General features: G+C 64.3%; 20 protein-coding genes. 10 read left to right on the top strand and 10 right to left on the bottom strand.

Annotated elements, in window-relative coordinates; translation table 11 throughout:
- The coding region (locus tag NKI22_RS28930; protein WP_352959333.1) for an adenosine kinase at positions 1–733 on the bottom strand (733 nt) is incomplete at its 3' end.
- Positions 734–951: 218 nt separating this feature from the next.
- Here NKI22_RS28930 and NKI22_RS28925 point away from each other — a divergent pair.
- Positions 952–1842, top strand: a complete 891-nt coding sequence (locus NKI22_RS28925; protein ID WP_502897725.1) for a DMT family transporter — start codon at positions 952–954, stop codon at positions 1840–1842.
- Positions 1843–1921: 79 nt separating this feature from the next.
- Entirely contained in the window at positions 1922–2617 is a 696-nt protein-coding gene (locus NKI22_RS28920; protein ID WP_352484924.1) for a sulfate transporter family protein, read from the top strand.
- Here the strand turns inward: NKI22_RS28920 and NKI22_RS28915 are convergent.
- From NKI22_RS28915 to NKI22_RS28900, 4 genes are all read right to left on the bottom strand, one after another.
- A complete protein-coding gene (locus tag NKI22_RS28915) occupies positions 2614–3612 on the bottom strand; it encodes a proline racemase family protein (RefSeq protein ID WP_352484926.1) in 999 nt (332 codons plus the stop codon). The two genes, NKI22_RS28920 and NKI22_RS28915, sit on opposite strands and share 4 nt — an antisense overlap.
- A 14-nt stretch (positions 3613–3626) precedes the next feature.
- Positions 3627–4430 (bottom strand): isocitrate lyase/PEP mutase family protein, encoded by an 804-nt coding sequence (locus NKI22_RS28910; protein WP_352484928.1) that lies wholly within the window; start codon positions 4428–4430, stop codon positions 3627–3629.
- A 77-nt stretch (positions 4431–4507) separates the two neighbouring features.
- Positions 4508–5362 carry a hypothetical protein gene (locus NKI22_RS28905; protein ID WP_352791987.1) on the bottom strand — a complete coding sequence of 285 codons (855 nt, stop codon included), beginning with the start codon at positions 5360–5362 and terminating at the stop codon, positions 4508–4510.
- A gap of 75 nt (positions 5363–5437) precedes the next feature.
- Positions 5438–5848, bottom strand: coding sequence for an SRPBCC family protein (locus NKI22_RS28900; protein ID WP_023717927.1), 411 nt, complete (start codon positions 5846–5848; stop codon positions 5438–5440).
- Between the two features lie 81 nt (positions 5849–5929).
- On the opposite strand from NKI22_RS28900, the gene NKI22_RS28895 reads away from it, so the two are divergent.
- Positions 5930–6514 (top strand): TetR/AcrR family transcriptional regulator, encoded by a 585-nt coding sequence (locus NKI22_RS28895; protein WP_352938426.1) that lies wholly within the window; start codon positions 5930–5932, stop codon positions 6512–6514.
- 31 nt (positions 6515–6545) lie between these two features.
- Here NKI22_RS28895 and NKI22_RS28890 read toward each other — a convergent pair whose 3' ends face one another.
- The 3 genes from NKI22_RS28890 to NKI22_RS28880 all read right to left on the bottom strand — a co-directional run bounded on the left by NKI22_RS28890 (position 6546) and on the right by NKI22_RS28880 (position 8256).
- A complete protein-coding gene (locus NKI22_RS28890) occupies positions 6546–7202 on the bottom strand; it encodes an HAD family hydrolase (RefSeq protein ID WP_352484934.1) in 657 nt (218 codons plus the stop codon).
- Positions 7203–7215: 13 nt separating this feature from the next.
- Entirely contained in the window at positions 7216–7701 is a 486-nt protein-coding gene (gene dut, locus NKI22_RS28885; protein WP_023717930.1) for a dUTP diphosphatase, read from the bottom strand.
- An 84-nt stretch (positions 7702–7785) separates the two neighbouring features.
- Positions 7786–8256: an Lrp/AsnC family transcriptional regulator gene (locus NKI22_RS28880; protein WP_023717931.1), complete on the bottom strand. Its 471-nt coding sequence runs from the start codon at positions 8254–8256 to the stop codon at positions 7786–7788.
- A 115-nt stretch (positions 8257–8371) separates the two neighbouring features.
- Between NKI22_RS28880 and NKI22_RS28875 the strand changes: the two genes are divergently transcribed.
- The 3 genes from NKI22_RS28875 (at position 8372) to NKI22_RS28865 (ending at position 10923) form a co-directional block, all read left to right on the top strand.
- Positions 8372–8587, top strand: coding sequence for a DUF6356 family protein (locus tag NKI22_RS28875; protein WP_023717932.1), 216 nt, complete (start codon positions 8372–8374; stop codon positions 8585–8587).
- A 5-nt stretch (positions 8588–8592) separates the two neighbouring features.
- A complete protein-coding gene (locus NKI22_RS28870; RefSeq protein ID WP_352484936.1) occupies positions 8593–9393 on the top strand; it encodes a class II glutamine amidotransferase in 801 nt (266 codons plus the stop codon).
- A 156-nt stretch (positions 9394–9549) separates the two neighbouring features.
- Positions 9550–10923, top strand: coding sequence for an amidase (locus tag NKI22_RS28865; protein ID WP_352959330.1), 1374 nt, complete (start codon positions 9550–9552; stop codon positions 10921–10923).
- Here the strand turns inward: NKI22_RS28865 and NKI22_RS28860 are convergent.
- On the bottom strand, positions 10917–11993 hold the full coding sequence (locus tag NKI22_RS28860) for an NAD(P)/FAD-dependent oxidoreductase (protein WP_352791990.1): 1077 nt from the start codon (positions 11991–11993) through the stop codon (positions 10917–10919). The genes NKI22_RS28865 and NKI22_RS28860 overlap by 7 nt on opposite strands.
- Positions 11994–12110: 117 nt before the next feature.
- Here NKI22_RS28860 and NKI22_RS28855 point away from each other — a divergent pair, with 117 nt between their 5' ends.
- The 3 genes from NKI22_RS28855 to NKI22_RS28845 all read left to right on the top strand — a co-directional run bounded on the left by NKI22_RS28855 (position 12111) and on the right by NKI22_RS28845 (position 15311).
- Positions 12111–12701: a TetR family transcriptional regulator C-terminal domain-containing protein gene (locus NKI22_RS28855; protein WP_352716829.1), complete on the top strand. Its 591-nt coding sequence runs from the start codon at positions 12111–12113 to the stop codon at positions 12699–12701.
- Between the two features lie 4 nt (positions 12702–12705).
- Positions 12706–13632: a haloalkane dehalogenase gene (locus NKI22_RS28850; protein WP_352484940.1), complete on the top strand. Its 927-nt coding sequence runs from the start codon at positions 12706–12708 to the stop codon at positions 13630–13632.
- Between the two features lie 86 nt (positions 13633–13718).
- Positions 13719–15311, top strand: a complete 1593-nt coding sequence (locus NKI22_RS28845) for a peptide chain release factor 3 (RefSeq protein WP_352817071.1) — start codon at positions 13719–13721, stop codon at positions 15309–15311.
- A gap of 89 nt (positions 15312–15400) precedes the next feature.
- Here the strand turns inward: NKI22_RS28845 and NKI22_RS28840 are convergent, their stop codons facing one another.
- Positions 15401–15874 carry a VOC family protein gene (locus tag NKI22_RS28840; RefSeq protein ID WP_023717939.1) on the bottom strand — a complete coding sequence of 158 codons (474 nt, stop codon included), beginning with the start codon at positions 15872–15874 and terminating at the stop codon, positions 15401–15403.
- A 282-nt stretch (positions 15875–16156) separates the two neighbouring features.
- Here NKI22_RS28840 and ilvD point away from each other — a divergent pair, with 282 nt between their 5' ends.
- Positions 16157–18001, top strand: a complete 1845-nt coding sequence (ilvD, locus tag NKI22_RS28835; RefSeq protein ID WP_352548904.1) for a dihydroxy-acid dehydratase — start codon at positions 16157–16159, stop codon at positions 17999–18001.
- Positions 18002–18023: the final 22 nt, after the last annotated feature.

Raw genomic sequence — 18023 nt, 5'->3', positions numbered from 1 at the left:
TGACAATGGCGATCTTGCAGTCCCTGCGGATCTGCGCCAGCGCCTCGTCGAAGGACGCGGTCTGGTAGAGCGACTTGATCTCGTGGCTGTTGGCAAAGACGATATCCACGGTGCCGGAGCGCATCAGGTCGAGGAATTCGTCGCGGTAACGGTCGACGCAGAACGAGTCCGACAATGTCATCGATACTTCGCGCCCGGCGGCATGGGCGAACTTCGCCGTCTGCCGGAACGCTTCCTTGGCGCGCGGCGGGTCCCACAGATAGCCCTCGAAATAGGTGACGGCGGCGCCCGACGCCTTGTCGGCCTCAACATCCTCCGGGCCGAGCTCGACGCAGGCGCCGAGATAGGTGTTCATCGAGCGCTCGCCGTCCGGCGTGACGAAGATCATCGAGCGCGCCGTCGGCGGTTCGCCATCGAGCGGTTTTGTGTCGAAGGCGACGCCCTGGGCATGCATGTCATGCGCGTAGATTTTGCCGAGCGCGTCGTTGGAGACCTTGCCGAAGAAAGCGGCGCGACCGCCGAAGGAGGCGACGCCCGCCGCCGTGTTGCCGGCGCTGCCGCCCGAGGCTTCAATGGCCGGGCCCATGCGGCTGTAGAGCAGTTCGGCGCGCCTCGTGTCGATCAAATTCATCGCGCCCTTGATGATGCCGTTGGTTTCCAGGAACGCCTCATCGCACTGGGCGATGATGTCGACGATGGCATTTCCGATACAAAGCACGTCATAGTCCGGCATCAATTCATGTCTCCGCCAAAAACCCACCGGCTTTCTGCCATGCGGGGCGCGGGCGGGTCTAGCTGTTTGATGCGGCTTTGCCTAGTCGACAATGCGGCGATCCGACGAATGTCAGCATAGCCACCATCGTTGGATGGCGGCCGAAGCATTTCTCGCGTGCCTGGCTTACAAGCATGGCTGAGATGAGCGATGCCCAGAGGTGCCCGCCGGCCATGTCTATGAAAACCGACACCAGGATCGAGCTGGTGCTGCTCGTCATATTGGCGGTGCTCTGGGGTGCATCCTACAGCTTCATCAAGATCGGCGTAGCGACGATCCCGCCGGTGACGCTGATCGCCGCGCGAACCCTGATCGCGGGTGGCATCCTGCTTGCCCTGATCCGCTGGCGCGGGCTGACCTTGCCGGGTGATGCCACAAGCTGGCGCCGGTTTGCATTCCAGGCATGCCTCAACAGCGTCGTGCCGTTCACGCTGATCGCTTGGGCCGAGCGCTCGCTGGATGCCGGGCTGGCCACGATCCTGAATGCGACCTCGCCGATCTTTACCTTCTTGCTGACCGCCCTCATCACCCGCCACGAACCGTCGACCATGCGCAAGCTGTTTGGCGTCGCGGCGGGAATAGCCGGAATATGCCTCGTTGTCGGCGCCCCGGCGCTTGGCGGCCTCGGACAGCAATTGTTACCGCAACTTGCCGTGATCGCGGCGACGATCTGCTATGCCGGCGCGGCCGTTTTCGGCCGCGGCTTCAGGGGGCTCGACCCGATGGTGCCGGCCGCCGGTTCGATGCTCTGCGGCGCCGCGATGCTGATCCCCTTGGGCCTTGCGTTCGACCAGCCATGGACCTTGGCGCCGTCGACAGCTTCGATCCTTGCGCTGCTCGGGCTTTCGGTGTTTTCAACCGCGCTGGCCTTTTGCATCTATTTCCGTCTCCTCCACACGCTGGGCTCCGTCGGCACCACCTCGCAAGCCTATCTGCGGGTGCCGATCGGCGTTGCTATCGGAGCCGTGTTCCTTGGCGAAAGCCTTGGTCCGAGCGCGTGGTGGGGAATGGCCCTGGTCGTCGTCGGCGTGGCGGCGATGACCATTCCCCAGGCGAAGGTCGCGCGCTAGGGCACTTGCGGCCTGCGCTGTCGCCGCCTATTCCGGAGATCTCAGCCACGAGCACGTTTGACATGGAATTGGAAACGCCGTGATCCTCGACGCCGCCCGCGCCGCCTTGAGCCGGCTGTTCTCGCCCGAATTCCGTTCCGTGTTCGTGAAGACGCTGGGGCTGACCTTGCTGACGCTGGCGGCACTTTGGTTCGGGATCAAGGGCCTGTTCGACTGGCTGGCCTGGCCATGGATCGATGCATGGCTGCCCAGCCTGCCCTCCTGGGCCGGATGGCTGGGCGCCGTCGTCGCCGGCATCGGCCTTGCGCTGGGCTTGGCGCTGCTCATCGCGCCGGTGACGGCGATCATCGCTGGCCTGTTCCTCGACGACGTCGCCGAAGTCGTCGAGCGCACCGACTATCCCAACGATCCGCCCGGCCGCGCAGTGCCGGCGCTGCGCTCGCTGGTGCTGGCGATCAGGTTCTTCGGCGTCGTCATCCTCGGCAACATCGTCGCCCTGCTGCTTCTGCTGGTGCCAGGCATCAATATCGCCGCCTTCTTCGTCGTCAACGGTTATCTGCTCGGGCGCGAGTTCTTCGAGTTCGCCGCCATGCGTTTTCGCCCGGAGGCCGAGGCCAAGGCGCTGCGCAGGAAGCACGCGGTCACCGTGTTCCTGGCCGGGCTGGTTGTCGCCGCCTTCCTCGCCGTGCCGCTGCTCAACCTTCTGACGCCGCTGTTCGCCGCCGCCATGATGGTGCACCTGCACAAGGCGATCTCGGCGCGGGATGATGCTTAGCGCAGCAGAAAGCCGCGCCCCAGTTCGTCGTCGTCCTCGACAATGAATTCGGCCCGCCCTGAGTAGTAAGCGCGGCCGCCGACGCGGGCGATGATGGCGTCATGCGGCCCGGCTTTGGCCGTGCGCACGACCGCGCCGGAAAAGCGCGAGCCGGCGATGCTCTCGAACAGCCGTGTCCGGCCAATCTCGATCTGGCCCTTGGCGTGCATGGCCGCCAGCCGCGCGGTGACGCCCGAGCCGGTCGGCGAACGGTCGACCTCGGCTTCGGCGAAAACGCAGATGTTTTTGGTCGGCGTATCGGAGATCGCATCCTGTCCGTCGGTCAGGATGGTGCCGTAGAGAAAGGCGAGATCGGCATGGTCGGGATGCGACAGCGGCAATTCGGCCTTGAGCTTATTGGTCAGCGCCGTCGCTGCATCGACGAAATCGCGCACCCGGTTCCTGCCGAATTCCAGCCCGAACTGGCGGCAGTCGGCCAGCGCATAGAAGGCGCCGCCATAGGCGATGTCGAAGCCGACTGCGCCGTAGCCCGGCAGCTCGATCCGCTGGTCGCGGGCAAACAGAAACGCCGGCACGCTTTCGAATGACACCGCACCGGCCTTGCCATCCCTTACCTCGACCGCAGCCGAAATCAGCCCGCATGGCGCCTCGATATTGACCGTCGTCATCGGCTCGCGTGGCGCCACCAGCCGCTCGTCGACGGCATAGCGGCCGAGCGCGACGATGGCGTGGCCGCACATCGTCGAATAGCCTTCATTGTGCATGAACAGCACCGCGAGGTCGGCGCCCGGCAGGTCAGGCTCCACCAGCAGCGCGCCATACATGTCGTAATGGCCGCGCGGCTCGAACATCAGGATCTTTCTGAGATGATCGAGATGGTCGCGCACATAGGCACGCCTTTCGAGAATCGTGCCCTTGGGAATGTCGGGGTAGCCGCCGGTGACGATCCGCAGTGGCTCGCCGCCGGTGTGCATGTCGACGACGGTGAGCGTCATTCGCCGGGGCCTACCTAGGCTGAAGATTTGGCAAACAGCGCCTGCAGCTTGCCGAATGGCATGGCGGCGCGGGTGAAGCCGAACGTGCCGTCCTGCTGGATCTCGCGCGCCGCGGTCTCCAGCATGCCGAAGGCGAAATTGGTGAGCCATGGGCCGAGCGAGACGCGCTTTACCCCCGCCATGGCCAGGTCGGCGATGGTGAAGCCAGGCCGGGCCATGACGTTGACCGGCCTGGTCAGCGCCGAGCAGACGGTCCGCACCGTCTCGATGTCGCTCAGCCCTGGTGCATAGAGCACGTCGGCGCCGGCTTTCTCGAACGCCTGCAGCCTCTTGATCGTATCGTCGAGGTCGGGCTTGCCCCACAGGAAATTCTCGGCCCGCGCGGTGAAGACGAAATCGCGTTTCAGCGCCCGTGCCGCTTCCGCCGCCGCCGCGACGCGCTCGACCGCATGCGAAAAATCATAGATCGGCTTGTCGGGCTCGCCGGTATGGTCCTCGATCGAGCAGCCGGCGAGGCCAGCCGCCTCGGCGGCGAAGATCGTCTCGCCGGCACTTGTCGCGCTGTCGCCCTTGCCCTTTTCGAGATCCGCCGAAACCGGCAGCCCGGTCGCCGCCGACACTTCACGGCAATGGTGGATCATCGCCTCGAACGTCACCGCGCCATCGGGCAGGCCGCGCGAAAAGGCAAAACCGGCGCTGGTCGTCGCCAGCGCCTTGAAGCCGAACGAGGCCAAAAGCTTGGTCGTGCCGACGTCCCAGGAATTGGCCATCACGAAGATCGAGGCATGCAGGTCGCGAAAAATCTTGCCCTTATCCATGGATGCTCCCCTCCAGTGCAGAATGTGAGGCAAATTCTAGCCCGGCGGAACGCGCCGGGCAAACAAATGCGGTTGGCTCAGAAGCGTTTGGCGTTCTCTTCTGCCAATCGGTCCAGCGCGTCGGAATCCTTGACGTAGTGCGAAGCGTTTTTGTCCCAATGATAGGTGACGGAAATGTTGCGCGAAGACGCCGCTGGCGGCTGCTGGCCGTCGCAGCTTTCTTCGCCCGGTACCGTCGCGTCGGTCACCGTAACCTTGATGGCTGCATAGGGCTGGCCGTCAGCAATCGCCTGGAACGCCGCATTCTGCGTCCTTCGGTTGGTGCAGAGGTTTTCGTCGAACGTATAGATCATGTCGATCAGCTCGAACCTCTCGCTGCGGACCATGATCAGCGGCGTGATCCCATAGCCCTGACTCGAATTGAAATGCGTGCTCATGCTGATGATGGCGTCGTCACCAGGCCCGATCGGCAGCTTGCCCGGATCGCGAAGATAGGTGATGCGGTCGACAGCGACATTGACCGCGTCGAGCAGGGCCGGCTTGCCGGTGATGTCGTAGAGTGCCAGCACCGCATAGCCCTCGGCACTGTCAGGCGAGTCGCCGAGGTCGAACAGCATGGTCAGCCGCTCCTTGCCGCCGGCCTTGATGCCGAGCACGCCGGCGTTGGAAAGACCCGACGTCGCCGGCGGCGAGCCGTCGTAGTCCGGACCAGCGATGTGGCGCATCTCGATCGGCATCGAACCCCGGAAAAAGCCGTCCTTGTCCGCGGCCAGATCGGGAATGACCATCCTGGCGAGATCGAGATAGGTGACATCGCCGTGGCCAGGGACGGCGCTGCCGAGCTCCGGCAAGCTGACGGCCTCCGCTCTGCCCGTCCAAAGACAAGGCAGCAGCAGGCAGGCAAAGATGAAACGAAGCAGGGAGAAGGTCATGCGCGCGCTCGTTATGTCGGGCGCGCGCAAGCTAGAGCATTTTGCGGCCAAGGGGAAACACCTGGCGTTGCCTCACTATGTTGGCTTGGCTTCGGTCGCCAGGGTCTGCTGGAAAACCGGCACCAGGTGATCCATGGCGGCTGCGAGCCACGCGCCGAGTTCGTCGGGCAGAGTGTCGTGGATCCAGACCAGGCGGCTCCGGCCCTCGCCCTCGGCAAAGACCTGCATGGAAGTGTTATCGTGGGTGACCTCGTCGCCGAGCCATCCCCACACGATCCGCCGGCTCTGCTCGTCGCGAGCGATGAGCCGCTCTCGCACAATCTTGCCGTCGGCGAACATAAGGGCCCGCACGTCGCCCTCCTCCACCCGGCAGTCGACGAAAACGCCTGGGGCTATCCGTTGGGCGCCGCCGGCGAAGTCGCCGACCGTCGCCCATACGCTTTCCGGTGGAGCATCTACGATGATTTCCCTGACTATCGAAGCCATGTTCACTTTTCCTCCGCTGGTGGGTAGACCTGTCTGTCTACATGTGTAGATATACAGACCTGTCTGCTATACAGTCAAGGCATGTCCACAGCCCGAATCAACGATCGCCCCGAAAGCCTTGCGCGCCGCCGCATCCTCGATACGGCGACCGCGCTGTTTTGTCTGGAGGGGGTCCGTGCAGTCGGCATCGACCGCATTATCGCCGAAGCCGGCGTTGCCAAGGCGACGTTCTATCATCACTTCGCGGCCAAGGACGACCTCGTCCGCGCCTACATCGAGGAGGTCAGCAAGGGAGGATGGGCGGCCATCGCGAGACTTGGCCGGCGGCCACCTCGCCAGATGATCCTTGCCATATTCGATCTCATCGCCGATGCGGCGGATCAGCCGGGCTACCGCGGCTGCCCGTTCCAGAATGCCGCTGCCGAATACCCCGATCCCAGCAGCCCGGTTCGCCAGGCGATCGATAAGCATCGTCACTGGAAGTGGGGCATCCTAAGGGATCTGCTGATCGCGGACGCAAATTCCCATCCGGACCGCACCGCGGACGCGCTAACGGTGGCGGCGGACGGACTCCTTGTCGTCAGTCATCTCGACAGGCCGGCCAATCTGCGCAGTCTTATACGCGACACGGTCGACCGAGTACTTGGAGCGTCACGCCCGGTCTGAGATCGAGCGCGTACAGCCTGCGCAAAGGCGATTAGTGGATCGGCACCAGCCCGGCCAGTTCACGCATGTCGTCGAACAGGATGCCGCCGGCTTCGCTCAGTCCGTCGCGGTCGGAAAGCGGGTCGCCGTGGTAGGAATAGACGCGCATGCCGGCGGCGATGCCGGCTGCCGTCCCGGCGACGCTGTCCTCGATGACGATGCAATCGGCGGGCGCGAAGCCCATCGTCGCTGCCGCATGCAGGAAGAGGTCGGGGAACGGCTTGCCACGCGAGACCATGGTCGAGCTGAACAGCGCATGCTCAAACAGCGGCAGCAGCCCGGTCTGACCGAGTGTGATGTGCATTTTCGATACCCGTGCCGACGAGGCGACGCAGGTGGCGATGCCGGCGGCGTGCACGGTTTCGATGAACTCGCGAACGTAGGGGATGGCCTCGACGCCATGCGCGAACAGGTCCGGCAGGCCGGCGTTCCAGCGCTCGACAAAATCGGCGCCGAGGCTGACGCCGGTCGCCTCGACTTCCTTCTGCACCGAGACCATGCTGCGGCCGGAGAAATTCTTGCGGCAATATTCGAAGCTGGCCGGAAAGCCTGCCGCGCTCAACCATTCGGCGAGGCGCCGGTTGGCCAGGTTCTCGGTGTCGACCAGAACCCCGTCGCAATCGAAGATGACGAGCTTGGGGATCTTCATTTCGCCGCGCTCATCAGGCCGTGCCGGTCGATCCGAAGCCACCGGAGCCGCGCGTTGTGCCGCCGGCCAATGTGCGCTCCTCGACGGTCGCCTGCGTCACCGGGGCGAAGACGATCTGGGCAATCCGCATGCCGCGCGTTACCGCGAAATCCTCGTCGCCGAGATTGATCAGCAGCACCTTGACCTCGCCGCGATAGTCGCTGTCGATGGTGCCGGGCGTGTTGAGGCAGGTGAGCCCGTGCTTGAAGGCGAGGCCCGAACGCGGCCGGACCTGGCCTTCGACGCCCTCGGGAATTTCCAGGACCAGGCCGGTCGGCACCAGTGCGCGCTTCCCCGGCAGGATCAAGAGCGGCCTGTCGTCCGGGACGGCGGCGCGCAGGTCCATGCCGGCGGCGCCCGAGCTCTCATAGGCGGGAAGCGGCAATCCCTCGCCATGCGGCAGCCTGACGAAGCCGACAGCCGGACCGATGACGGAGGTGGGATAAAGTGCTGCGCGCATAAGGCTGATCCTATCGTCGCGAACGCCGGTCCAGTCAACTCGGCGACAATGCTATCAACGGCTTTCTTTCAGCGCAGTTCCGCCTCAGCGCAGTTCCATCGGAACGATCGTGGTCTCCTTGATCTCTTCCATGACGAACGAGGCCGAAACGTCCGACAACGCCACCTTGGCGATCAACCGCTGATAGAGCCGGTCATAGGCTTTGACGTCGGCGACACGGGCGCGCAAGACATAGTCGAGATCGCCGGACATGCGGTAGGCGCCGGTGATCTCGGCAAAGCCGGTCACCGCCGCCCGGAATTTTTGCAGCCAGTCGGGATCGTGATTCGAGGTGCGGATCAGGATGAACACGGAAAGGCCGAGCCCGAGCTTGTCGGCGTCGACCAGCGCCACGCGGCCGGTGATGACGCCGTCTTCCTCCAGCCGCTTGACCCGGCGCCAGCAGGCATTGCGCGACAGCGATATTCTTGCCGAGAGCTGGTCGACGGACAGCGTGCCGTCGCGCTGCAGCTCGGCCAGCAATCTCCGGTCTATTTCGTCGATTTCCGGCGTCATGTGGGATGTTTGTCCCAAAATTCAGCCTTTCACAAGGACAATTTGGGACCGATGAACCGAACACCCATGCCAGGATATTCATCGTCGGCTCTTCATGCCGGCAGGAGGGATCGACATGACCGCACGGCTCGCAAGACTTTTCACCTCTCACCCGGCCGCGGTCGGCGAGAGTTATTTCGGCCATATGGCTTTCGCCGCATGGTTCTCGTCGCGATTGTTCATGGCGGCTTTTGCCGCGCTCATTCATGCTTTCTTGCCGTTTCTGTTCGAGACCACGGCAAGCGGCATCATCCGTGAGCTCTACGAGCGGACGCATAACAGGGGACGTTAGGCGCTATGTGCCGGTGGGCCGCCTATCTCGGCGAAGCCGTCTTTCTCGAAGACATCGTCACGGCGCCCTGCCACTCGCTGATCGCCCAGAGCCACTGCGCCCAGGAAGCCAAATCGCCGACCAATGGCGATGGTTTTGGCTTGGCCTGGTATGGCGACCGACCGGAGCCCGGCCTCTATCGCGACATCCTGCCGGCCTGGTCGGACCCCAATCTGAAAAGCCTGTGCCGGCAGATCAAGTCAGGCCTGTTCCTCGCCCATATCCGGGCTTCGACCGGTGGCGCCACCAGCCGCATGAACTGTCATCCGTTCATTTCGGGCCGCTGGTCGTTCATGCACAATGGCCAGATCGGCGGCTTCGAAAAGATCCGTCGCGCGCTGGAGAATTCGCTCTCCGACGCCGCCTTCGACCAGCGTGAGGGCGCCACGGATTCGGAACTGTTCTTTCTGATGATGACCGAAGAGGACCTGGCAGGTGATCCGCAGGGCGCCGTATCGCGCGCCACCAGCCGCGTCATCGACGCCTCGCGCCGCGGCGGCTTCGAGCCGGCGCTGAAATTGACGGCGGCTTTTTCCGACGGACAATCGCTTTACGCGGTGCGCTATACGAGCGACGGCCACGCGCCGACGCTCTACACGTCCGCCTTCCGCAATGGCGGAGGCCGTTGCGTCGTGTCGGAACCCTTCGACCGCGACGGCAGCGACTGGCAGGCGATTCCGCCCTCGAGCTTCGTCACCATCGGCAGAGACGGCATGAGCATTCGTCCGTTTGTGCCCGCCGCGGCAAAGCTGGCGCTGGCCGTGTAGATTCCTCGCTACGCGTCGCAGGACAGCGCCGATTGCAGCAGGCAGCGCAATTCCGATCAAGCACCGCCTGTCCTCGAATGCTGAACTCGGCTTGAAGACGCGCCGTTGCCCGCCATTTGGTGAGGCTGGCGCCGCTGGCAAGCCGGAGTATTGGTCATGGACCTCGCCTTTTCCTCCGCCACAGAATTGGTTGCCGCCATTCGTGACCGCAAGATTTCCGCTGTGGAAGCGCTGGACGCGCATCTGGCGCAGATCGACAGGCACAATGAGGCGGTCAATGCCGTCGTAACCCTCGATCGGGAAGGTGCGCGGCAGCGCGCCGGCAAGGCCGACGAAGCGCAGGCGCGCGGCGAAGCCCTTGGGCCGCTGCACGGCGTGCCGTTCACACTGAAGGACACGCACGAAACCGCGGGCATGAGAACCACTGTCGGCTTCCCGGCCTTCGCCGACTATGCCGCGAGGGCAGACAGTCCAGTCGTTGCACGGCTGAAGGCGGCAGGCGGCATATTGGTGGGCAAGACGAACGTGGCGACAATGCTTAGTGACTGGCAGTCGAGCAATCCGCTGTTCGGCCGTACCGGCAATCCTTGGGACCTCCAGCGCACCGCCGGCGGCTCCAGTGGCGGTGCGGCGGCGGCGCTCAGCGCTGGAATGACGCCGTTCGAGGTCGGCACCGACATGCAGGATTCGATCCGGCTGCCCGCTGCCTTTTGCGGCGTCTACGGCCTCAAGCCGACCGAGCACCGCGTCTCGCTCGCCGGCGCCTTCCCCGATCCAGGCGGCGCGCCGCGCAGCGTCCGGCGGATCTCCTGCCTCGGACCGATGGCGCGCAGCGTCGAAGACCTGGTACTGATCTACCGCCTCATTGCCGGGCCGGATGGAAGCGACACCGACCTTGCGCCGGTACCGGTCGAAAGCATGCCGGAGTTGGATCTCAGGAATTTGCGCATCGCCATCGCGCCGTCCTTTCCGGGCTTTCCGGTGGTCGGCGAGATCAGCGCGGTGGTCGAAAGTCTGGCAAAAGAGCTTCAGGCCGCGGGCGCCATCGTCGAGGAAGCCAAATTGCCGGAGCTCGACCTGCACGACGACCTGGAGCAGGGCGGCGTCCTGATCGGCATGATGCTGGAGGCGGCGCAGCCCGAACCACCGGAGAAGCCGACGCCGGTCTCGCGCTGGTTCGAGGCGCTCGCCCGCCGCGACCGCTCCATCCTGGCGTGGGATCGGTTCTTCGACGGTTGCGACGCCTTGCTGTGCCCGGTCGCAATGGTCACCGCCTTCCCGCATTGCGAGCCGGGAACGCCGATCGAGGTCGACGATAGCGAGCAAAGCTACTGGATGCTGCCGGCCTATGGCGCGGTGTTCAACTACAGCGGCCATCCCGCACTGTCGCTGCCCCGCGGACAGGACAGCAATGGCCTGCCCATCGGACTACAGCTTGTTGGCAAACGCTGGTCGGAGTCGCGCCTGCTCGGGATCGCCAAGGCAATCGAGCCGCTGGCCGGCGGCTTTCGCCGCCCGCCCGGTTATTGAGTAAACCGCGCCAGCCCGTAGGGATCAAGCAGCGGATCGCGATCGCCGTCGAGGATCTCGCGGGCGGCGAACAGGCCGACGGCCGGTGCCAGCGTGATGCCGGAATGCATAACGGCGACGTAGACGCCGCCCCCGCCTTCGGCGCGGCCGATGATCGGAAAGCCGTCGACCGGCGTCGGCCGGTAGCCAATGGTGTGGAAATCGAGTTCCAGCCCATCTGCGCCGCGCAGCATGGCCTTCATCGCCGCAAACAGGTCGCGGGCGGTCGCCGCGGCATCCATGCCGGGATCGGCGCCGCCGAAATCCGAGCCGGCGATGATGCGGCCTTCCGCGGTCTGGCGCATATGCAGTCGGTCGCCGATCACCAGGCCGTTGAGCAGCTTTTGGTAGGGGCGCGAATGCACGATCAGGCCGGGCGGTGTCCCGATCGGCAGTTCTATCCCGGCTGTTGCCGCTAGTGCCGGAGAGCCGGCTCCGGCCGCGATCACCACCTCGTCGGCAACAATCCGCCCGGCGGATGTGTCGACACCGGAGACCTGGCCGTTGGCCCGCACAAGCGCGGTCGCGGTAACTCCTGTCAGCAGCCGCGCGCCGCGCCGTTCGGCGTCGGCCAGCAGTGCTTGCGTGGCGGCGACCGGCTCGGCGACACCTTCCTCGGCGACATAAAGGGCGAAGTCGGGAAGTTCGGTCAGATTGGGCTCGATGCGCGCAGCTCCGGCACGGTCGACACGCTCGATGCCGTAGCCCCAGGCGGAGTGCTCGGCCGCATAGGCCTCAAGTTCGGGACGTGGCAGGTCCCAGCACAGGCCGCCGCACCATTGCAACGGGATGCCGGGCACCTCGTTCGCCAGTCGCGTCCATTCGGCCATCGACCGAATGCGCAGCCGGAAATAGGGCTCCGGATTGCCCCAGCTGGCATTGATCCAGGCAAAGGAATTCGGCGTCGCGACGCCGCCGGCGCCGCTGCCGGCAATGACCGTCACCTTTGCTCCGGCCTTGGTCAGGTGCCAAGCGATGGAGGCGCCCATGATGCCGGCGCCGGTGACAATCACTTCTTTCGCCTCTGTCATGCTTCACTCCTCGTTCCAACGCCACCACCGCGATGCCATTGCCCGTGGGTTCTGCCAAGAGCGCGCGGTATCAAATATGCTTCTTGACTTTAATACGTACGTACGTATTGTATGGATATGGCTAGACATTCACTTCGCTTAAAGCTTCTCGACGCTGGTTTCAAAACCATCTGGAATTCCGGCTATTCGTCCGCCGGCATACGCGACATCGTCGCCGCGGCCGATGCCCGCCCGGGGTCCTTCACCAATCATTTTGCCTCCAAGGAGGCGTTCACCGGCGAGGTCCTGGACCGCTATTTCGCCTATGTGAGCGGCTTGGTGGAGCAGGCCCTCACCCGGGACGGCACGGCTCCGGTCGGCCGCTTGCGCCGCTATCTCGAAATCATCACGTCGAAACTGGAGGCGCATGATTGGGCACGGGGCTGCATGATCGGCAATCTCAGCCTCGAGACGGCGGCTCACAGTGAGGCGCTGAGGCTGCAACTCGTCGCCATTTTCGAACGCTGGCGCAAGCCCTTCGCCGAATGCATCGCCGAGGGCCAGGCGGCCGGCGACATCACCGACGCGTTCGATGCCGAGGATCTCGCCGATTTCCTTTTGAGCTCCTGGCAAGGCGCGATGCTGCGCATGAAGGTGGAGCGCAGTCCCGAGCCGCTCGAGCGTTTCAAGAACATCGTCTTCAAAACAGTCTTCGCAAAAGGGAGCTGATCCGATGAACCCGAAACTCGAAAAGCAGCAATCCCGCACAATGTTGCCGCGCTCGCAAGTCGCGGTACTCGATTCCACCATCTCCTATGTCGAGGCAGGCACGGCTGGCCCGACGGTAATCTTCCTGCACGGCAACCCGACGTCATCCTACGTCTGGCGCGACATCATCCCGCATGTGGCGCCGTTCGGCCGCTGCATCGCACCCGACCTGATCGGCTATGGCCAGTCCGGCAAGCCGGACATCGACTATCGCTTCTTCGACCACGTCCGGTATCTCGATGCTTTCCTTGAGGCGCTTGGCGTCGCCGACATGGTGGTCGTCGCGCAGGACTGGGGCACCGCACTCGCCTTCCATCTCGCGGCCCGGCGGCCGCAGCGGATCCTCGGACTCGCCTTCATGGAATTCATCCGCCCCTTCGAGAGCTGGGACGATTTCCACCAGCGTCCGCAGGCGCGCGAATTGTTCAAGGCAATGCGCACGCCTGGCGTCGGTGAGAAGCTTGTCTTGGAAGACAACGTCTTCGTCGAAAGGGTGCTGCCGGCCGCTGTGCTGCGCACTATGAGCGATGAGGAAATGGCCGCCTACCGGGCGCCCTTCCCGACACCGCAATCGCGCAAGCCGGTCCTGCGGCTGCCGCGCGACCTGCCGATCGAAGGCCAGCCTGCCGATGTCACCGCCATCAGTGAGCACGACCATTGGGCGCTCCGGGCTTCCTCCTACCCGAAGCTGCTTTTCTCAGGCGATCCCGGCGCCCTCGTCTCGCCGCAGGCGGCCCGGGAATTCGCGGCTGGGCTGAAGAATTGCCGCCTGATCGATCTCGGACCCGGCGCGCATTATCTGCAGGAGGACCATGCCGACAAGATCGGCACCGCAATTGCCGAGTGGATTCCCGAGATAGCCACTGAGAGCCGTGCGACCGAACCGGCCTGACGCCGGAGCATGGCCACTGCCGCCGGAGAGGTCGACAGCTCTGCACTCCGCTGCTAGAAGCCGGCCTCACACGGAAATCCTGAAAAATGTCCGAAATGATTACAGAAGCGGTATCGCGCCGCCGCACTTTCGCGATCATCGCGCACCCCGACGCCGGCAAGACCACGCTCACCGAAAAGTTGCTTTTGTTCGGCGGCGCGATCCAGCTTGCCGGCGAGGTCAAGGCCAAGAAGGACCGTATCCAGACCCGCTCCGACTGGATGAAGATCGAGCGCGAGCGCGGCATTTCGGTGGTCACCTCGGTGATGACCTTCGAATATGAGGACACTGTCTTCAACCTGCTCGACACGCCAGGCCACGAGGATTTCGCCGACGACACCTATCGCACGCTGTCGGCGGTCGACAGTGCGGTCATGGTCATCGACGCCGCCAAGGGCATCGAGCCGCGCACGCTGAAACTGTTCGAGGTCTGTCGGCTGCGCGACATCCCGATCATCACCTTCGTCAACAAGATGGACCGCGAAAGCCGCGACCCGTTCGATATCCTCGACGAGATCGAGCAGAAGTTGGCGCTGGACACAGCACCGATCACCTGGCCGATCGGCCGCGGCAAGACCTTTTCCGGCACCTACCATCTGGCGCTGAACGCGGTGCGCAAGGGCGACGCCGAAAAGGAGCGCACGCCGGTCCACGGCCCCGATTCCAACCGCGTTGCCGGCCTGCTGCCGGAGAACGAGCGCGAGGCTTTCATCGAAGAGCTGGAGCTGGCGCGCGAAGCCTGCCGCCCGCTCGACCTCGATGCCTTCCGCGAGGGCCATCTGACGCCGGTCTATTTCGGCTCGGCGCTGCGCAATTACGGCGTGCGCGACCTGATCCAGGCGCTCGGCGCCTATGGGCCGCCGCCGCGTGCGCAGGAGGCCGACAGCCGCAAGGTCGAGGCGACCGAGGACAAGATGACGTCCTTCGTCTTCAAGATCCAGGCCAATATGGACCCCAACCACCGCGACCGCATCGCCTTCGTCCGGGTCTGCTCCGGCAAGCTCGAGCGCGGCATGAAGGCCAAGCTGGTGCGCACGGGCAAGCCGATGAGCCTGTCGGCGCCGCAATTCTTCTTCGCCCGCACCCGCGTCACCGCCGACGAGGCGTTCGCCGGCGATGTGGTCGGCATCCCCAACCACGGCACGCTGCGCATCGGCGACACGCTGACCGAGGGCGAGGAGATCCTGTTTCGCGGCGTGCCGAATTTCGCGCCTGAGATCCTGCGCCGCGTTCGCCTCGGCGACGCTATGAAAGCCAAGAAACTCAAGGAGGCGCTGCATCAGATGGCCGAGGAAGGCGTCGTGCAATTGTTCTCGCCGGAGGACGGCTCGCCGGCCATCGTCGGTGTCGTCGGCGCCTTGCAGCTCGACGTGCTAAAGGAGCGGCTGAACTTCGAATACACGCTGCCGGTCGATTTCGAGATGTCGCGCTTTTCCGTCTGCCGCTGGATATCGGCCGACGACAGGGCCGAACTCCAGCGCTTCATCGAAGCGCATCGCGGCGACATCGCCCGCGACCTCGACAATGATCCAGTGTTCCTCGCCCAGCACGCCTTCTCGCTAAACTACGAAGCCGAACGCTGGAAGGCGATCCGCTTCGCGGCGGTGAAGGATTACCAGGTCCGCGACAGAGCGGCTTGATGCGGCGCTTTCCTTCTCCCCTTGCGGACCTGTTGCGCAGTCATGAGCAACAGGTCCCTTACAGGGGGAGAAGGGAAGATCGCGTTCGTTCACGCCTTGGCCGCCTCTTCGATCTTGGCGACGTCGATCTTGGTCATCTGCATCATCGCCTGCATCACGCGGCCGGCCTTTTCCCTGTCGGGGTCCAACAGCAATTTGGGCAGCTGCTCGGGAACGACCTGCCAGGAGAGGCCGAATTTGTCCTTCAGCCAGCTGCACTGGCTGGGCTCGCCACCGCCCGCGATGAGCCTGTCCCAGAAATAGTCGACCTCTTCCTGCGTCTTGCAGTCGATGGAGAGCGAGACCGCCTCGGTGAACTTGAATTGCGGGCCGCCGTTGAGGGCCTGGAACGGAACGCCGTCGAGCTCGAATGAGACCATCAGCACCTTGCCCTCACGATCGCCGCTGCCCTTGGGCCAGCGCATCACGCTCAGCACCTTCGAATTCTTGAAGATGGAAACGTAGTGGTTCATGGCCTCCTCGGCCTGGTCGTCGAACCACAGGCAGGTGGTGATCTTTTGCATTCTCTTGCTCCTCGGGCTGGTTTGTTTGCTTTCGAAACGGCCGGCTGGTGATTGATGCCCCGCTCCTGCCGTCTGCCCAAGGACGCTCGAGCAAAACACGATCCGACAGCACCTCTGACTTTTTTGCGGTCTGGACCGGCTGCGTCGTTGGCTGGCCGCTCGTTCCGCTACCTGGGGCAGCGCAAAATTGTGGCCAGACCAGAGCGTGGCGTCTATAAGACCTGCGGCTCAATTCCGGTTTTCCGCACCTTTGGGTGCGACGCAGACAGCAAGGACAGTTCAATGCCCGCCTACCGTTCCCGCACCACCACCCATGGCCGCAACATGGCCGGCGCCCGCGGCCTGTGGCGCGCCACCGGGATGAAGGATTCGGATTTCGGCAAGCCGATCATCGCCGTGGTCAATTCCTTCACCCAGTTCGTGCCGGGCCACGTCCATCTCAAGGACCTCGGCCAGCTGGTTGCCCGCGAGATCGAGAAGGCCGGCGGCGTCGCCAAGGAATTCAACACCATCGCCGTCGACGACGGCATCGCCATGGGCCATGACGGCATGCTGTATTCGCTGCCGTCGCGCGAATTGATCGCCGATTCCGTCGAATACATGGTCAACGCGCATTGCGCAGACGCCATGGTCTGCATATCGAATTGCGACAAGATCACGCCGGGCATGCTGATGGCGTCGCTGCGCCTCAACATCCCGACTGTCTTCGTCTCCGGCGGACCGATGGAGGCCGGCAAGGTGGTGCTCGCCGGCAAGAGCCAGGCGCTCGACCTGGTCGACGCCATGGTCGCCGCCGCCGACGACAAGATCTCCGACGAGGACGTCAAGATCATCGAGCGCTCGGCCTGCCCGACCTGCGGCTCGTGCTCGGGCATGTTCACCGCCAATTCGATGAACTGCCTGACCGAGGCGCTCGGCCTCTCGCTACCCGGCAACGGCTCGACGTTGGCGACGCACGCCGACCGCAAGCGCCTGTTCGTCGAGGCCGGCCATCTGATCGTGGATCTCGCCCAGCGCTATTACGAGCAGGACGACGACACCGCGCTGCCGCGCAGCATCGCCTCGAAGGGCGCCTTCGAGAACGCCATGACGCTCGACATCGCCATGGGCGGTTCGACCAACACCGTGCTGCATATCCTTGCCGCAGCACATGAGGGCGAGGTCGACTTCACCATGGAGGACATCGACCGGCTGTCGCGGCGGGTACCGGTGCTTTGCAAGGTGGCTCCGGCCAAGGCCGACGTCCACATGGAGGATGTCCACCGCGCCGGCGGCATCATGGCGATCCTCGGCCAGCTGGATAGCGCCGGGCTGATCAACCGCGACCTGCCGACGGTGCACACCGCGAGCCTCGGCGAAGCGCTCGACCATTGGGATATCTCGCGCACCACCAGCCAGAATGTCCGCGATTTCTTCCTGGCGGCACCCGGCGGCGTGCCGACGCAAGTCGCGTTCAGCCAGGACCGCCGCTGGGATGATCTCGATCTCGACCGCGAGAAAGGTGTCATCCGCTCGGCCGAACATCCTTTCTCAAGGGATGGTGGCCTCGCCGTGCTGAAAGGCAATCTCGCATTCGACGGCTGCATCGTGAAGACTGCCGGCGTCGATGAATCGATCCTGAAATTCACCGGTCCGGCAAGAGTGTTCGAAAGCCAGGACGCCAGCGTCAAGGCGATCCTGTCGAACGAGGTCAAGGCCGGCGATGTCGTCGTCATCCGCTATGAAGGGCCGCGCGGCGGCCCCGGCATGCAGGAAATGCTCTATCCGACCAGCTATCTTAAATCGAAGGGTCTCGGCAAAGCCTGCGCACTGATCACCGACGGGCGTTTTTCCGGCGGCACCTCCGGCCTGTCGATCGGCCACGTCTCGCCGGAAGCGGCGGAAGGCGGGCTGATCGGGCTGGTCAGGGAAGGCGACACGATCGAGATCGACATCCCCAACCGCACCATCCGGCTGGCTGTCGACGACGCGGAACTCATCGCCCGTCGCGCGGCGATGGAGGCGAAGGGAACGGCTGCCTGGAAGCCCGAGGAAAAGCGCAAGCGCAAGGTGACGATGGCCTTGCGCGCCTATGCGGCGATGGCAACCAGTGCTGCCAAGGGTGCGGTGCGGTACGTGCCGGAATAGGCATCATTCTTCAACGAGGTGG

Origin of the sequence: Mesorhizobium sp. M0778 (assembly GCF_040320105.1) — a bacterium.
Lineage (GTDB): Bacteria > Pseudomonadota > Alphaproteobacteria > Rhizobiales > Rhizobiaceae > Mesorhizobium.
This window is presented reverse-complemented; position numbering and strand designations above follow the sequence as displayed.

Bases quoted from the DNA above. Each gene is read 5' to 3' on its own strand.
- dut (WP_023717930.1), bottom strand. From the start codon at position 7,701: ATGCGCGCAGCACTTTATCCCACCTCCGTCATCGGTCCGGCTGTCGGC.
- NKI22_RS28905 (WP_352791987.1), bottom strand. From the start codon at position 5,362: ATGACCTTCTCCCTGCTTCGTTTCATCTTTGCCTGCCTGCTGCTGCCT.
- NKI22_RS28925 (WP_502897725.1), top strand. From the start codon at position 952: ATGAAAACCGACACCAGGATCGAGCTGGTGCTGCTCGTCATATTGGCG.
- NKI22_RS28840 (WP_023717939.1), bottom strand. From the start codon at position 15,874: ATGCAAAAGATCACCACCTGCCTGTGGTTCGACGACCAGGCCGAGGAG.
- NKI22_RS28900 (WP_023717927.1), bottom strand. From the start codon at position 5,848: ATGGCTTCGATAGTCAGGGAAATCATCGTAGATGCTCCACCGGAAAGC.
- NKI22_RS28875 (WP_023717932.1), top strand. From the start codon at position 8,372: ATGACCGCACGGCTCGCAAGACTTTTCACCTCTCACCCGGCCGCGGTC.
- NKI22_RS28850 (WP_352484940.1), top strand. From the start codon at position 12,706: ATGAACCCGAAACTCGAAAAGCAGCAATCCCGCACAATGTTGCCGCGC.
- NKI22_RS28895 (WP_352938426.1), top strand. From the start codon at position 5,930: ATGTCCACAGCCCGAATCAACGATCGCCCCGAAAGCCTTGCGCGCCGC.
- NKI22_RS28880 (WP_023717931.1), bottom strand. From the start codon at position 8,256: ATGACGCCGGAAATCGACGAAATAGACCGGAGATTGCTGGCCGAGCTG.
- NKI22_RS28865 (WP_352959330.1), top strand. From the start codon at position 9,550: ATGGACCTCGCCTTTTCCTCCGCCACAGAATTGGTTGCCGCCATTCGT.
- NKI22_RS28910 (WP_352484928.1), bottom strand. From the start codon at position 4,430: ATGGATAAGGGCAAGATTTTTCGCGACCTGCATGCCTCGATCTTCGTG.
- NKI22_RS28890 (WP_352484934.1), bottom strand. From the start codon at position 7,202: ATGAAGATCCCCAAGCTCGTCATCTTCGATTGCGACGGGGTTCTGGTC.
- NKI22_RS28860 (WP_352791990.1), bottom strand. From the start codon at position 11,993: ATGACAGAGGCGAAAGAAGTGATTGTCACCGGCGCCGGCATCATGGGC.
- NKI22_RS28915 (WP_352484926.1), bottom strand. From the start codon at position 3,612: ATGACGCTCACCGTCGTCGACATGCACACCGGCGGCGAGCCACTGCGG.
- ilvD (WP_352548904.1), top strand. From the start codon at position 16,157: ATGCCCGCCTACCGTTCCCGCACCACCACCCATGGCCGCAACATGGCC.
- NKI22_RS28855 (WP_352716829.1), top strand. From the start codon at position 12,111: ATGGCTAGACATTCACTTCGCTTAAAGCTTCTCGACGCTGGTTTCAAA.
- NKI22_RS28870 (WP_352484936.1), top strand. From the start codon at position 8,593: ATGTGCCGGTGGGCCGCCTATCTCGGCGAAGCCGTCTTTCTCGAAGAC.
- NKI22_RS28845 (WP_352817071.1), top strand. From the start codon at position 13,719: ATGTCCGAAATGATTACAGAAGCGGTATCGCGCCGCCGCACTTTCGCG.